The 12,986-nt window shown below is 70.8% G+C and carries 17 protein-coding genes; 11 read left to right on the plus strand and 6 right to left on the minus strand.

All coding sequences use genetic code 11. The annotated features are described in order from the left end of the window. Positions 1–353 precede the first annotated feature (353 nt). Positions 354–2,264: a DNA polymerase III subunit gamma/tau gene (locus VGN74_RS07925; protein WP_327446876.1), complete on the plus strand. Its 1,911-nt coding sequence runs from the start codon at positions 354–356 to the stop codon at positions 2,262–2,264. Between the two features lie 152 nt (positions 2,265–2,416). Here the strand turns inward: VGN74_RS07925 and VGN74_RS07930 are convergent, their stop codons facing one another. The 6 genes from VGN74_RS07930 to VGN74_RS07955 all read right to left on the minus strand — a co-directional run bounded on the left by VGN74_RS07930 (position 2,417) and on the right by VGN74_RS07955 (position 6,434). Continuing rightward, positions 2,417–3,982, minus strand: coding sequence for a DUF5677 domain-containing protein (locus VGN74_RS07930; RefSeq protein WP_327446878.1), 1,566 nt, complete (start codon positions 3,980–3,982; stop codon positions 2,417–2,419). Positions 3,983–4,198: 216 nt separating this feature from the next. Continuing rightward, positions 4,199–4,477: a hypothetical protein gene (locus tag VGN74_RS07935; RefSeq protein WP_327446880.1), complete on the minus strand. Its 279-nt coding sequence runs from the start codon at positions 4,475–4,477 to the stop codon at positions 4,199–4,201. Positions 4,478–4,495: 18 nt separating this feature from the next. Beyond that, positions 4,496–5,059, minus strand: coding sequence for a hypothetical protein (locus VGN74_RS07940; RefSeq protein WP_327446882.1), 564 nt, complete (start codon positions 5,057–5,059; stop codon positions 4,496–4,498). Positions 5,060–5,136: 77 nt separating this feature from the next. Beyond that, positions 5,137–5,379: a hypothetical protein gene (locus VGN74_RS07945; protein WP_327446884.1), complete on the minus strand. Its 243-nt coding sequence runs from the start codon at positions 5,377–5,379 to the stop codon at positions 5,137–5,139. A gap of 63 nt (positions 5,380–5,442) precedes the next feature. After that, positions 5,443–5,658, minus strand: a complete 216-nt coding sequence (locus tag VGN74_RS07950) for a hypothetical protein (RefSeq protein ID WP_327446886.1) — start codon at positions 5,656–5,658, stop codon at positions 5,443–5,445. 161 nt (positions 5,659–5,819) lie between these two features. After that, positions 5,820–6,434: a malonic semialdehyde reductase gene (locus VGN74_RS07955; RefSeq protein WP_327446888.1), complete on the minus strand. Its 615-nt coding sequence runs from the start codon at positions 6,432–6,434 to the stop codon at positions 5,820–5,822. Positions 6,435–6,634: 200 nt separating this feature from the next. Here VGN74_RS07955 and VGN74_RS07960 point away from each other — a divergent pair, with 200 nt between their 5' ends. The 10 genes from VGN74_RS07960 (at position 6,635) to truA (ending at position 12,675) form a co-directional block, all read left to right on the plus strand. Then, positions 6,635–6,964: a YbaB/EbfC family nucleoid-associated protein gene (locus tag VGN74_RS07960; protein ID WP_327446890.1), complete on the plus strand. Its 330-nt coding sequence runs from the start codon at positions 6,635–6,637 to the stop codon at positions 6,962–6,964. Positions 6,965–6,977: 13 nt separating this feature from the next. After that, the gene (gene recR, locus VGN74_RS07965) at positions 6,978–7,583 is read left to right on the plus strand and encodes a recombination mediator RecR (RefSeq protein WP_327446892.1); all 606 of its coding nucleotides are present in this window, start codon (positions 6,978–6,980) and stop codon (positions 7,581–7,583) included. 286 nt (positions 7,584–7,869) lie between these two features. Further along, positions 7,870–9,114, plus strand: a complete 1,245-nt coding sequence (locus VGN74_RS07970) for a DNA recombination protein RmuC (RefSeq protein WP_327446894.1) — start codon at positions 7,870–7,872, stop codon at positions 9,112–9,114. Between the two features lie 61 nt (positions 9,115–9,175). Further along, positions 9,176–9,586 carry an acyl-CoA thioesterase gene (locus VGN74_RS07975; RefSeq protein ID WP_327446896.1) on the plus strand — a complete coding sequence of 137 codons (411 nt, stop codon included), beginning with the start codon at positions 9,176–9,178 and terminating at the stop codon, positions 9,584–9,586. A 57-nt stretch (positions 9,587–9,643) separates the two neighbouring features. Next, positions 9,644–10,207, plus strand: coding sequence for a peptide deformylase (gene def, locus VGN74_RS07980; RefSeq protein ID WP_327446898.1), 564 nt, complete (start codon positions 9,644–9,646; stop codon positions 10,205–10,207). Beyond that, positions 10,204–10,431, plus strand: a complete 228-nt coding sequence (locus VGN74_RS07985; RefSeq protein ID WP_327446900.1) for a hypothetical protein — start codon at positions 10,204–10,206, stop codon at positions 10,429–10,431. The genes def and VGN74_RS07985 overlap by 4 nt, the downstream gene beginning before the upstream one ends. 32 nt (positions 10,432–10,463) lie before the next feature. Next, entirely contained in the window at positions 10,464–10,673 is a 210-nt protein-coding gene (locus VGN74_RS07990) for an antitoxin MazE family protein (RefSeq protein ID WP_327446902.1), read from the plus strand. Then, the gene (locus tag VGN74_RS07995) at positions 10,670–10,993 is read left to right on the plus strand and encodes a type II toxin-antitoxin system PemK/MazF family toxin (protein WP_327446904.1); all 324 of its coding nucleotides are present in this window, start codon (positions 10,670–10,672) and stop codon (positions 10,991–10,993) included. The genes VGN74_RS07990 and VGN74_RS07995 overlap by 4 nt, the downstream gene beginning before the upstream one ends. A 15-nt stretch (positions 10,994–11,008) precedes the next feature. After that, positions 11,009–11,938 (plus strand): methionyl-tRNA formyltransferase, encoded by a 930-nt coding sequence (fmt, locus tag VGN74_RS08000; protein ID WP_327446906.1) that lies wholly within the window; start codon positions 11,009–11,011, stop codon positions 11,936–11,938. Beyond that, the gene (truA, locus tag VGN74_RS08005) at positions 11,938–12,675 is read left to right on the plus strand and encodes a tRNA pseudouridine(38-40) synthase TruA (RefSeq protein WP_327446908.1); all 738 of its coding nucleotides are present in this window, start codon (positions 11,938–11,940) and stop codon (positions 12,673–12,675) included. Before fmt ends, truA begins: the two co-directional genes overlap by 1 nt. Positions 12,676–12,986 lie beyond the last annotated feature (311 nt).

The raw sequence follows: 12,986 nt of genomic DNA on the forward strand, positions 1-12,986 counted from the left end.
GCGCCGCGGCGAGACGGAGGGGGCATAAGGTGCGCCGTCGGGAACGACCCCCCTCCACCCTCCTTCGCCCTTCGGGCTCCGGACGGTCCCCCTCCCCCATACGCTCCGCTATGAGGGAGGAGAGGGCCGCCGGAGGTTCATCACAGAGAACACGGAGAAAGGCACGGAGATCACGGCGGCGTGGCGGCGCTGCGCCGCAGGCGCCTCTCCTTCCGACCTCTCAGGAGAAAGCGCTTCGCGCGCCGCGGCGCAGGGCCCGTTGTGCCCTCTGTGACCCCTCCGTGCGCTCCGTGATGAACCGGCGACGTCGCTCCCAGTGGCGCCGCCCGCCCCCTTCGCTATAGGGTCCCGGGATGAGCCACGTCGATGCCGAGTCCGGCGCGCCCCCCTGGGACGAGGACCTCCCCGCGGAGGAGGTCGTCGAGCGCGATCCCAACACCGACGACATGTTCGGCGCCCCCGCGCCTGCCCCCGCGCCCGCAGCCGCGGCGGAACCGTCCCCCCCGCTCACCCCCGCGGACGCGGGGGCCCCTGCCCCTACCCCTACCCCTACCCCTACCCCTACAGACGCCGCCGCCTACCAGGTGCTCGCCCGCAAGTACCGGCCGCGGACCTTCGAGGACCTGATCGGCCAGGAGGCCATGGTCCGGACCCTGACCAACGCCTTCGCCACCGGCCGCATCGCCCACGCCTTCATGCTCACCGGGGTGCGGGGGGTGGGCAAGACCACCACGGCGCGCCTGCTGGCCCGGGCGCTCAACAACGAGACCGACGCCATCGACCGGCCGTCCCTGGCCCTCAGCCCCGACGGGCGGCACGACGCCGCCATCATGGCCGGCCAGCACATGGACGTGATGGAGATGGACGCCGCCAGCCACACCGGCGTCGGCGACATCCGCGAGATCCTGGACAGCGTCCGCTACGCCCCGGTCGAGGCCCGCTACAAGGTCTATGTGCTGGACGAGGTGCACATGCTGTCGACGCAGGCGTTCAACGCCCTGCTGAAGACGCTGGAGGAGCCCCCGCCCCACGCCAAGTTCATCTTCGCCACCACCGAGATCCGCAAGGTGCCGGTGACCATCCTGTCGCGCTGCCAGCGTTTCGACCTGCGCCGCGTCGAGCCGGACGTGCTGTCGCAGCACCTCGGCCGGGTGGCCGAACGCGAGGGGCTGCGCATCGAGGCCGAGGCCCTGGCCCTGATCGCCCGCGCCGCCGAGGGCTCGGTGCGCGACGGCCTGTCGCTGCTCGACCAGGCCCTGGTCCAGGCCGAGCGCGGCGAGACGGTCAGGGCCGAGGTGGTGCGCGACATGCTGGGGCTGGCCGACCGGGCCCAGACCATCGCCCTGTTCGAGGCGGTCATGGCCGGCCGCACCCCCGAGGCGCTGGAGGGCTTCCGCCAGCTCTACGGCTACGGCGCCGACCCGGTGCAGGTGGTCAATGACCTGCTGGAGCACTGCCACGCCGCCTCGGTGGCCAAGATGCTGGGCCCCCAGGCCACCCGCCTGCCCAACGACCAGGCCCGGGCCCTGGCGGCCCTCGGCGCCGCCCTGTCGGCCGCCACCCTGTCGCGGGCCTGGCAGATGCTGCTCAAGGGCCTCGACGAGGCCCGCCGCGCCCCCAACCCGGCCGAGGCGGTGGAGATGCTGCTGATCCGGCTGGCCTATGCCGCCGACCTGCCCGGGCCGGAGGAGGCGCTGAAGGCCCTGAAGGACGGCCGGCCCCTGCCCGGCGGCTCCGGCGCCCCCGCGCGCGGCCCGTCAGGCGGCGGCGGCGGTGGCGGCGGAGCCGTGGCCCGCGCCCCGCAGGCCATGCCGGCCGCGGACGCCCCGCCCCAGAGCGCTTCAGCCCTGCCCGACCCGCAGAGCTTCGAGGCCGCCGTGGCCCTGATCGGCGAGCGCCGCGACATCTCCCTGCAGCTGGACGTGCAGCGCTACGTCCGGCCGGTGTCGTTCAAGCCCGGCGCCATCGTCTTCGAGCCCGCCCCCGGCGCCCCCGCCGACCTGGCCCGGCGCCTGTCGTCGCGGCTGAAGGAGTGGACCGGCCGCACCTGGCTGATCGCCGCCAACGGCGCCGGCGGCGGCGAGACCCTGATCGAGCAGGAAAAGAAGGCCCGCGCCGCCGAACGCGCCGCCATCGAGGCCGACCCCTTCGTCCAGGCCGTCCTGACGGCGTTTCCGGGCGCCCAGATCGGCGAGGTCCGCGTCACCGCCCCGGTGGTCGAGCTGCCGGCCATCCCGGACGAGGTGGAGGAGGAGGAGGACTGAGGGGATTGTCAGCGGACCTTGTCGTCTCGGTGAGAACATGACCCTCTAATCGACCCCGGGAGATTATCAGCTTCCTGGTCGCCCAACGCATCTGCCGCGCATGCCTCGAATGCTGTTGCTTTCTATCCGGCGCTATTTCCCCTTGCTCATGATCACGACATAGCTCCAGAGACATCTTCGGGCTGCTCCCCGAAGTAGTCGAAGGCGTCGGACGGCATATCGACAAGCCCAATCGTGTCATCGAAATGCTTGAGGGTTTTGGTCAGATACTTAGCGGCCAAGAACAGCCAATTCAGGTCAGGCGGAGTCGGCACCATTGCGGGGACCCGGTGGCCACGGTGAGCCGGGTTCTCACAAAACAACGTATTGAACATGCTGACGTGCGCCCAGTTGGAGTGAGCTACGCCACTGAACGGCTGGTAGACATAGTTGTAAAAGTCGAGGAACCCAGCTTCCTCGGCCATCTTCCGGGTGTTGAGGCCGGACCAGCTGCCGAGGTTAACCTCCACGAACTGCTCCATTCTCTGCATCGTCAACCACTCACGCCAAACCTCGATCATAATCTTTATTTCGGCTACGTCCTCTGGCGCGGCGGTTTCCAGTGCGCGTTCTTGATGCGCGATCTGGAGCTTGATCGCGCCCAGTCCGTCTTCGACGAACTTGGTCGCCCGGGGTCCCGGGTCTTTCAGGATCCAGGCTGTAGTGATGAAGACATCCGCCATTGCGCGCAGCGTCACGGGACCCGAATGCGGCGTCCACATTGAAGGCGCGGCGGCGAACTCGATGGCGAGCGTAGCCTGACGGCTCAGAAGCGCGGCGATGACCTCGAAGGCTTCGATCTCATTCAGACTAAGATGCCACTCGTTAAGGCGGGCGCGCAAATCGGTCCTGACCGCATTTCGAAAGCCTCGAACGAACGCTTCAACGCTGTCGTCGTCTTCGCCATCCTCGTTTTTAAAGGTGTCCTCGAATAAACATGGTCCTAAGCCGGCGACCCCATCCCAGAAGAGGCCCACCCAGCTGTCGTCTTCGCGGAATCCACTTCCGTCCTCCAACGGCACCATCAAAAGCATCGGCGCGGCCGCTCGGAACCGGCCAGCCGCATCTTCGGATGCCTCCGTTGTCGGATAGTCGCCAATCACCGCGAACGCATGATTGAGCCCGTCAATCAGGTGCGGGGCGACATGGACCTTGCCCTGGGCAAGCCCCAGCTCATAGGCGAGAGCAAGAGACAAAACGGCGAGTCGGCTATTTCGATCATAGAACGCCGGCACGATCGCGGGCAGCCGTTCCGCATCTTCGGATTCCAGCGCAGCCCCGTCGTCAAGAAAAGCCAGCGGATGGTCCACGGACACTCGCCTAAGCGGTCGCAGCGCCGTCTGGATACGCACTAAAGTCGGCTCTTCCAGCTTGGAGATGATCGTCGCTTTGGCCTTTTCGTCGAGCGAACCGTATGCGCTCGCCTTCACAAAAAGCGGACTCGGTTCTTCTTGGAAGGCTCCTTGAGCCGCTAGAACGAGGGATCGACAGATTTCGCGGGCCGAATCATAGCCGAACCTATCGATTATGAGCCCGAGCCAGAGCGCCTCTGGGACGAGTTGCCGGGTCCAAGAGTACAGAGACAACTTGCCTCCCAACGCACTCACGAACGGCGGAATGAGCTTGCGTTTCAACGGGACGTGATCGCCGAGTACTGGATTTCGGGGTTCTTTACTCATTCCATCATCCCATCTCGGCGCGAGTCGCGCAGTTTAAGGCCCTACCGGGTCACAAACCGCACTATGTATTTCCTAAGTGAACTCGTAAAACCCGTAGCGCTTGGGTCGCCTTCGTCCTGATCGGGCTGGGGATGTTCCGCCTGTTCGGGGCGGTGGAGCGGCGCTACCGGGCCTGCATCGCCAGCCGGGTCAGATAGGCCCGCGCGTCGCGGGGTTTCACGGGATCATGCCGAGCGGGACCCACGCCGCCGCCGCGACCAGCAGCCCGATATTCACCGCCCCGATGAGACCCAGGGTGAGGGCCACGACCGCCCGCTTGCGGCGGCGATACACGACCACGGCGGCCACGGCGCTCCACGCCCCGACGGCGAGGACAGCGAACGCGTAGCCCTCCAGCAGCCAGAGCGTCGGGACGAACCACAGCGCCACGCCTGAGACGTAGAGGGCCGCCAGCAGAGACGGACGGTCCCGACCCCCTTCGCGCATCGCCGCCATGGCCGCAGCCCTCCGCCCCTACGTCACCCACCGCCACAGGACGTAGCCGAACAGCAGCGTGGCCACGAGGGCGAAGCTCCACAGCTGGGCGGGGGTGATCCGGGGCGTCGGTTCGGACGTCAGGGCGGTCCCGGGGGCGGGCTCGCCCGCGGCAGCGGCGGGATGAAGGACAAGTCCCCCGCCCCCCATGGCAATGAGGGCTACCGCCTCGCCGGCAAGGCGGAAGCGCCCCTCCCAGCCTTCGTAGCCGGAAGAGTTGTTCAGCAGATCGAGGTGGAGGCCATTCGAGAGCCGCAGCTGGAAGTCCGCGGTCACGCGATCGACGGCGGCAGAGGCCACCGTGGCCCCGGCGAAGCTGGCGTTCGCCCTCGCCTCGGCATCCACAGGCGCCGGGAGGCCGAAGCGGTGCCCGTCATCCCCGTCGGTCAGGACGATGCCCTCGGCCGAGACGATCCGCCAGTGACAACCCACGGCGAGGCTGACCGCCTCCCCGAGATGGAACACCCAGTCGGCCGCTCGGCGTTCGAGCCGGCAGGTCCGGCCGACAACCGCGGCTTCAAGCAGCGGGACGGGGTCGGTCATGGCGCATCTCCCGATCGGGCCGGCGGGCAGGGCAGGGCATCCGCGCCCCCACAATAGCGCAGGTTGACCCATTCACGTCAGCCTTGCGGCGGCTCCCCGTTTCGCCGGACCAGCTCGGACCAGAAGGGAATCTCCCGCACCGGCGGCCAGGGGCGGTCGTCCCAGCCGTCGTCCTCGCGCGCCTGCCAGTCGGCCAGATCGGCGCCGTAGAGGATCACGTCGGACTGCCAGACCGAGAACACCGGATTGCCCGCGGCGGCCGGGGTTTCCGGCAGGTAGCGGTGGCCGAAGACCGGGATCAGGCGGGGCGCGGCGGCCACGACCTGCCGCAGGACCTCGGCGCGACCCTCCGCCGTCGCGGGGCGCTCGCCCCACTCGGGCCACTACAGGACGTTGTGCTCGACGTCGAACAGCAGCCCCTCATAGGGCCAGGCCAGACGTTCGCGGATGTCGGCCTCGTTCGTCCAGTCCGGCCCGCGCGCCGGGCGGCGCTCCAGCAGCAGGTCGACCAGGTCCGGCGGGAAGGTCAGGCCGAACCGCTCTTGCGCCCGCTCCAGCGCGGCGCGGCCATAGCCCCGGGTCCAGACGAGCGCGGTCATGGCGCAAGGCTAGGGCCGCAATCACGGCCCGCCAAGGCCGCCGCCGGCCCTCGGCCACGGCCCGGCTTAACGACAAGGCGCTAGGCCCTGCTCACCCCTTGCTCACCAGCACTGTTCACTCACCACTCACCACTCACCACTCGCCACTCGCCACTCCCCCCTCACAAAATCTCCGCCGCCTCCTCGAACCCCAGCCGCGGCGCGCGCGGATACAGGTTCTCGTCGCTCCCGTAGCCGAGGTTGACGATGAAGTTGGGCTCGATGGCCGTGCCGGCGAAGAACTCCGCCTTGACCCCCGCGGCGTCGAAGCCGGACATGGGGCCGACGTCGAGGCCGAGGGCGCGGGCGGCCAAGAGGAAGTAGCCGCCCTGCAGCGAGCTGTTGCGGAAGGCGGCCTCGCGGCGGGCGGCGGGGTCGGCGAACCAGTCCTTCGCGCCCGGGGCGTGCGGGAACAGGGTCGGCAGGGTCTCGGGGAAGTCCAGGTCCATGCCGACGATGAGGGTGACCGGGGCCGCGGCGGTCTTGGCCCGGTTGCCCTCGCTCATCAGCGGCAGCAGGCGCGCCTTCGCCGCCTCGGAGGTGACGAAGACGAACCGGGCCGGGGTGCTGTTGGCCGCGGTCGGGCCGAACTTCGTCAGGTCGTACAGCCGGCGCAGCAGGGCCTCCGGCACCGGCCGGTCGGTCCAGCCGTTGCGGGTGCGGGCCTCGGTGAACAGCTGCGCCAGGGCGGCGTCGGCCAGCGGAACATCACGGGCGGGAGGGGTGTCGTAAGCCATGGCGGCGCCTTTCCGGGGCAGAACAGCAACAGGTGGCGTTCCAGATAGGCGCCCCCGCGCCCGGCGCCATTGCCCTGCCGCCGGACGGATCGTCGCGCCACGCCCGGCTCACCCCTTGCTCACCAGCACTGTTCACTCGCCACTCACCACTCGCTACTCGCCACTACCCCCTCGCCGCCGAACCCCCTATCTAACCCCCCATGAAAGACCTCAACGCCCTGATGCAGCAGGCCCAGGCGATGCAGCAGAAGCTGCAGGACGCCCAGGCGAAGATGGCCGAGACCACCGCGGAGGGCACCTCCGGCGGCGGTCTGGTGACGGTGACCCTGAAGGGGCCCGGCGAGATCACCCGCGTGGCGATCGACGACAGTCTGATGGTCCCCGGCGAGGGCGAGATCCTCGCCGACCTGATCGTCGCGGCCCACGCCGACGCCAAGCGCAAGCTGGACGACGAGAACGGCCGGCTGATGCGCGAGGTGGCCGGGCCGCTGGGCGGGATGAACATCCCGGGCATGCCGAAACTGTTCTGACCGTTCCGCATTTATGGCCGCCACCGCCGGACCCGAGATCGAGCGCCTGATCGGCCTCCTGGCCAAGCTGCCCGGCATGGGGCCGCGCTCGGCCCGGCGCGCCGCCCTGGCCCTGCTGAAGCGGCGCGAACAGCTGCTGGAGCCGCTGGCCCAGGCCATGCGCGACACCGCCGACCGGGTGGTGTCCTGTTCCGTCTGCGGCGCCCCGGACACGCGCGACCCCTGTTCGGTCTGCGCCGACGAGACCCGCGACAACGGGCTGGTGTGCGTGGTCGAGGAGGCCGGCGCCCTGTGGGCCATGGAGCGGTCGGGCGCCTTCCGCGGCAAGTACCATGTGCTGGGCGGGCTGCTGTCGGCGCTGGACGGGATCGGGCCCGAGGCCTTGCGCATCGGCGAGCTGGTCGGCCGGGCCCGCTCCGGCGCGGTGCGCGAGGTGGTGCTGGCCCTGCCCGCCACCGTCGATGGCCAGACCACCGCCCACTACCTGGCCGAGCGGCTGAAGGACAGCGGGGTGGAGATCACCTCCCTGGCCCGCGGCGTGCCGGTGGGCGGCGAGCTGGACTGGCTCGACGACGGGACGATCGTCCAGGCCCTGAGGGCCCGCCGGCCGGCGGGGTAAGGCCCCCAAAGAAGCCCTCCCCCTCGAGGGGGGAGGGTTTGGGTGGGGGTGAACCGTGCGACGCGTCCGGACAGGCGCAGGAGGCGGCGCCGCCTCTCGCGGGCCCCTTGTGCTGACGGCGTGCGCACCCCCATCCCGGCCCTTCCCCCCTCGAGGGGGAAGGGAGAAGGGCGCAGCTCCGCCACGCCGCTGTGCCCGTCGTGCCTTCGCTGCGGCCGCTGTGATCCCTTGAGGCCGACGCGCCGCCGCCCTTTCGCCCCTGCCGGACTCACGCTAGGAACGGAGCATGAACACCCTCGTCGTCGCCCTCGCCCTGCTGTCGCTCGTGCTGGCGGGGGGCCTCGTGTGGGCGTTTCTGGGCTGGCAGGCGGCGAAGGCGGCGCTGGCGGCGGCGGAGCAGCGCATCGTCCTGATCGAGGAGAGCCGGCGCGAGACCGCCGAGTTCATCAAGGCCCAGTCGGCCCAGTCGGCCCAGGCCGTGGCCGAGCAGCTGGTGGCCCGCGCCACCGAGACCTTCCAGGCCCAGGACCGGGTGGCGCGCGAGCGCATGGAGGCCCAGCTCAAGCCCGTGGCCGAGACCCTCAAGGCCTTCCAGGAGAAGGTCTCCCTGCTGGAGAAGGAGCGGGCCGAGCAGACCGGCGGGCTGAAGGAGCAGATCGGCCTGCTGATGGCGGCCTCCAGCGCCACACGGGACGAGGCGCGGCGCCTGACCGAGGCGCTCAAGGGCAACACCGGCCGCCGCGGCCGCTGGGGCGAACAGACCTGCCGCAACGTCCTTGAATCCGCAGGGATGGCCGGCCGGTTCGACTTCATCGAACAGACCTCGACCGATGACGAGGAGGGCCGGCGGCAACGCCCCGACTTTCTCGTACGGCTGGCCGGCGGCGGCTGTTTCGTCATCGACGCCAAGGTGCCGGTGGCCTTCGGCGACGAGACGGACGGCGATGAGGAGGCCCGGGCCCGCGAGATCGGCGCGCGGATCGCCCTCAGCCTGAAGACCCACGTCCGGCAGTTGGCGTCCAAGGGGTATCAGGACCAGTTCCGGCCCAGCCCCGACTTCGTCGCCCTGTTCGTCCCCAGCGAGGCCCTGCTGTCCTCGGCGCTGGATCACGAGCCGGACCTCCTGACCGAGGCGATGGGGTCCCGCGTCGTGATCGTCACCCCCTCCACCCTGTTCGCCCTGTGCAAGGCGGTCGCCTACGGCTGGCGCGCTGAGGAGCAGGCCCGCAACGCCGACGAGGTCGCGAAGCTGGGCCGCCAGCTCTATCAGCGCCTGTCGGTCATGGGCGGTCATGTCGAGGGGCTGCGGAAGGCGCTGGAGGGCGCTGTCGGCAAGTACAACCAGTTCGTCGGCTCGCTGGAGAGCCAGGTGATGGTGGCGGCCCGCCGCTTCGAGGACCTGCACGTCAATCACGAGGGCAAAACCCTCGAGGAACTGGGGCCCGTCGAGCAGACCCCGCGCACCGTGGCGCGCCCCGAGCTGACCGCCGCCGAGCCGCCGGAGCGGCCGCGCCTGATCTCCGGGGAGTGATCCCGGGGGCGTGACGCGGGACCCGTAGCCCGACATGGCGGGCGCGGGCATAAGCGCCGCCATGACCGACCTCCCCCCTGCGTCCTCCGCCCCCTCCCCCGCCGCCCAGCTGGTCGGGCGCATGATCGCCATGCCTGCCGACGCCAATCCCGAAGGCGACATCTTCGGCGGCTGGCTGCTGGCCCAGATGGACCTGCACGGCTCCAGCCCGGCCTTCGACCGCGCCGGCGGCCGCTGCGCCACCGTGGCCGTCGACGCCATGGTGTTCCACCAGCCGGTCTCGGTCGGCGACGAGATCAGCCTCTACGCCGAGATCCTGCACACCGGCCGCACCTCGGTCCGGGTGCGGGTCGAGGCCTTCAAGCGCGGCCGCGCCCGGGAGGACAGCGTCCGCGTCACCGAGGGGGTGTTCACCTATGTGGCCATCGACGCCGATCGTCGGCCGCGGCCCCTGCCGGACCTCGCCGATTAACCCAGCGCCGCGGTCGGAAATCTTGACCCGACGGCCCCCCGGCCTTACCTGCGGAGCATGACCGTGCGCCGCATCCTGACCATCGACACCCCCGCCGACCTGGCCGTGCTGAAGCAGGTCTCGGCCCCCGTGGAGACCGTCGACGACGGCGTCCGGGCGCTCATGCAGGACATGCTGGAGACCATGTACGACGCCCCGGGCATCGGCCTGGCGGCGGTGCAGATCGGCGAGCTGAAGCGCGTCGTGGTCATGGATCTCGGCGACGGCGAGCCGGACCCGGAAGCGAAGGACGGCGAGGACGCCCGCCGCCCGAACCCACGCTATTTCGTCAATCCCGAGGTGCTGTGGGCCTCCGACGAGCTCTATCCCTACGAGGAGGGCTGCCTGTCGATCCCGGAATACTTCGACGAGGTGAAGCGCCCGGCCCGGGTCCGCGTCGCCTATCTCGACCGCGAGGGCCGTCGCGTCGAGGAAGAGATCGAGGGCCTCTACGCCGTCTGCTTCCAGCACGAGCTGGATCACCTGAACGGGGTCCTGTTCATCGACCACCTGTCGCGCCTGCGCCGCGAGCGCGCCGTGGCCAAGGTCAAGAAGGTGGCGCGCGAGAGGGCGGCGGCATGACCCGGCGACGCGGCGGCAGGAGCCACATCATCGATCCGCGCGGCCGGCGCCGCCTGACCCGCTCCGAGCGCGTCGGTCTGGCGGGGGTCATCACCCTCGTCGGCGTGGCCGCCATCGGCGTGGTCGCCGGCCTGCTGCTGGACCGGCTGCTCGACTTCGACGACGCCCTCGACGCCGGCGGCGAATGGGACGAGGGCGGCGGGGTCTCCACCCGCTGGCAGTAGGGCGGGGACCGGACATGTGCTAGGCTCGGAGCATGTCCAGGTCCGCCAAGCCTGTCGCCGAGGACGAGGCCGCCCTGCGCGCCGAGGGCCTGCGGCCTGTGGAGATCTGGGTCCGGGACACCCGGGACCCGGCCTATCAGGCGCGCCTCGACCGGCAACTGGCCATCCTCAGACACAGTCCCGAAGAGGCGAAGCTCCTGAAGGAGCTCGACGAGTTCCTCGACTGGGATGACGGGGATTGAAACGCGGCGACGTGGTCATCGCCCTCGTCCGCGGCGACTACGGCAAGCCGCGGCCCGTGGTCGTCGTCCAGAATGATCGCTTCGCCGGCCATACCTCCGTCACCGTGGCTCTGATCACCAGCACCCTGACCGAGCTGGACGACGTCCGCCTGACCCTCGCCCCTACGCCCGAGAACGGCCTGCGGGCGACCTCACAGGTTCAGCTGGACCGCCTGCAGTCCATTCCCCGCAGCCGGCTGCGGGATGTCATTGGTCACCTGACCCCGGCGCAGATGACGCGGATCAACCGCGGTCTCGCCCTGTTCCTTGGGCTGGCCTGAGGCTAAACCCCCGCCATGCGTCTCGCCTTCATGGGCACACCCGCCTTCGCCGTTCCGTCGCTCGCCGAGCTCGTCGCCGCCGGCCACGAGATCGTGGCCGTCTATTCGCAGCCGCCGAAGCCGCGCGGCCGCGGCCAGAAGCTGACCCCGAGCCCGGTCCACGCCTTCGCCGAGACCCTCGGCCTCAGGGTCCTGACCCCGCCGTCGATGAAGGCGCCCGGAGCCATGGCGGCGTTCGCGGCGCTGGACCTCGATGTCGCCTGCGTCGTCGCCTATGGCCAGATCCTGAAGCCCGAGGTGCTGGACGCCCCCCGGCTGGGCTGTCTCAACCTGCACGGCTCGCTGCTGCCGCGCTGGCGCGGCGCGGCCCCGATCCAGCGGGCCATCATGGCCGGCGACCGCCAGACCGGCGTGCAGATCATGCAGATGAGCGCCGGCCTCGACGAGGGCCCGATCCTGCTGTCCGAAGTCGTGCCGATCGGGCCGGAGGACACGGCCGGGACGCTGGGCGAGCGCATGGCCGCGGTGGGCGCCGGCCTGTGGCCGCGGGCGCTGGCGGCGCTGGAGCGCGGCGGGCTGGAGCCGCAGCCCCAGGTCGGCGAGGTCACCTACGCCGCCAAGATCACCCCGGCCGAAGCCCGCCTGGACTGGACCCGGCCGGCGGCCGAGGTCGATGCCCGCATCCGCGGCCTCTCGCCGGCCCCGGGCGCCTGGTTCGAGGCCCCCGGCCCGGACGGCCCGGTCCGCATCAAGGCCCTGGCCTCGCGGCTGGAGGGCGACGCCGGCGGCGCGCCGGGCGAGGTGCGCGACGAGGCCCTGACCATCGCCTGCGGCGACGGGGCGGCCGTGCGGCTGCTGCGGGTCCAGCGCGAGGGCCGCGGGGCCCAGCCGGCGGAGGAGCTGCTGCGCGGCTTCCCCATCCCGGCCGGGACGAGGCTGGCCTGATGCCGCGCTACCGGCTGACGGTCGAGTACGACGGCGGCGCCTACAACGGCTTCCAGGTGCAGGACGGCCAGCCGACCGTGCAGGGGGCGCTGGAGCGGGCCATCCACGCCTTCAGCGGCGAGAGCGTGCGGATCGCCGCCGCCGGCCGCACCGACACCGGCGTGCACGCCACCGGCCAGGTGGTCAGTTTCGACCTGACGCGCGACTGGCCCGCCGCCACGGTGATGAACGCCCTCAACGCCCATCTGGTCGAGGAGGCGGTGGCGGTGATCGCGGCCGCCGTGGCCGATCCCGAGTTTCACGCCCGCTTCTCGGCCACGGGGCGGGCCTATCTCTACCGGGTGCTGAACCGGCCGGCGCGGCCGGCGCTGGACCGGGGCCGGGTCTGGCATGTGAAAGGGGAGCTGGACGTGGCCGCCATGGCCGCGGCGGCGCAGGCCCTGGTCGGCGAGCACGACTTCACCACCTTCCGCCATGTCGCCTGCCAGGCCGCCTCGCCGGTCAAGACGCTGGATGTGGCCACGGTCGCCCGCGCCGGCGACGAGGTGCATCTGGTGTTCGAGGCGCGCAGCTTCCTGCACCGCCAGGTGCGCTCCATGACCGGCAGCCTGGTGCAGGTCGGGCTGGGCCGCTGGCGCCCCGCCGACCTCGCCGACGCCCTCGCCGCCCGCGACCGCAAGGCCTGCGGCCCCGTGGCGCCCTCCGACGGGCTGTACCTGACCGGCGTGCGGTACTGAGCGGGCACCTTCCTTCTCCCCTTGTGGGAGAAGGTGTCATGCGGAGCATGACGGATGAGGGGTGTCAGCGCCGACGCCCTGCTGTGGTGTCGCCCGTCGCTGGTTCATCACAACGAGCACAGAGAAGGGCACAGAGGACACAGCGGTGTCGCGCGAGCTGCGCAGGAAGCGCCGCCTACGGCCAAGGTGCGGGAGGATTGCGCTTCGCGCCCGCCCCCCGTCTCCGTAAAGCGCTCCGTCACCCTCGGGCTTGACCCGAGGGTCGAGTCTTCCGTCGCAGATCACTGACAGGCCGGAGCGTCCGGTCAGAC

It is taken from the genome of Brevundimonas sp. (genome assembly GCF_035998205.1).
GTDB lineage: Bacteria > Pseudomonadota > Alphaproteobacteria > Caulobacterales > Caulobacteraceae > Brevundimonas.

Coding starts and splice junctions, on each gene's coding strand:
- truA (WP_327446908.1), top strand. CDS start 11,938: ATGCCGCGCTACCGGCTGACGGTCGAGTACGACGGCGGCGCCTACAAC.
- VGN74_RS07970 (WP_327446894.1), top strand. CDS start 7,870: ATGAACACCCTCGTCGTCGCCCTCGCCCTGCTGTCGCTCGTGCTGGCG.
- def (WP_327446898.1), top strand. CDS start 9,644: ATGACCGTGCGCCGCATCCTGACCATCGACACCCCCGCCGACCTGGCC.
- fmt (WP_327446906.1), top strand. CDS start 11,009: ATGCGTCTCGCCTTCATGGGCACACCCGCCTTCGCCGTTCCGTCGCTC.
- VGN74_RS07940 (WP_327446882.1), bottom strand. CDS start 5,059: ATGACCGACCCCGTCCCGCTGCTTGAAGCCGCGGTTGTCGGCCGGACC.
- recR (WP_327446892.1), top strand. CDS start 6,978: ATGGCCGCCACCGCCGGACCCGAGATCGAGCGCCTGATCGGCCTCCTG.
- VGN74_RS07930 (WP_327446878.1), bottom strand. CDS start 3,982: ATGAGTAAAGAACCCCGAAATCCAGTACTCGGCGATCACGTCCCGTTG.
- VGN74_RS07935 (WP_327446880.1), bottom strand. CDS start 4,477: ATGGCGGCGATGCGCGAAGGGGGTCGGGACCGTCCGTCTCTGCTGGCG.
- VGN74_RS07985 (WP_327446900.1), top strand. CDS start 10,204: ATGACCCGGCGACGCGGCGGCAGGAGCCACATCATCGATCCGCGCGGC.
- VGN74_RS07925 (WP_327446876.1), top strand. CDS start 354: ATGAGCCACGTCGATGCCGAGTCCGGCGCGCCCCCCTGGGACGAGGAC.
- VGN74_RS07950 (WP_327446886.1), bottom strand. CDS start 5,658: ATGACCGCGCTCGTCTGGACCCGGGGCTATGGCCGCGCCGCGCTGGAG.
- VGN74_RS07960 (WP_327446890.1), top strand. CDS start 6,635: ATGAAAGACCTCAACGCCCTGATGCAGCAGGCCCAGGCGATGCAGCAG.
- VGN74_RS07990 (WP_327446902.1), top strand. CDS start 10,464: ATGTCCAGGTCCGCCAAGCCTGTCGCCGAGGACGAGGCCGCCCTGCGC.
- VGN74_RS07975 (WP_327446896.1), top strand. CDS start 9,176: ATGACCGACCTCCCCCCTGCGTCCTCCGCCCCCTCCCCCGCCGCCCAG.
- VGN74_RS07955 (WP_327446888.1), bottom strand. CDS start 6,434: ATGGCTTACGACACCCCTCCCGCCCGTGATGTTCCGCTGGCCGACGCC.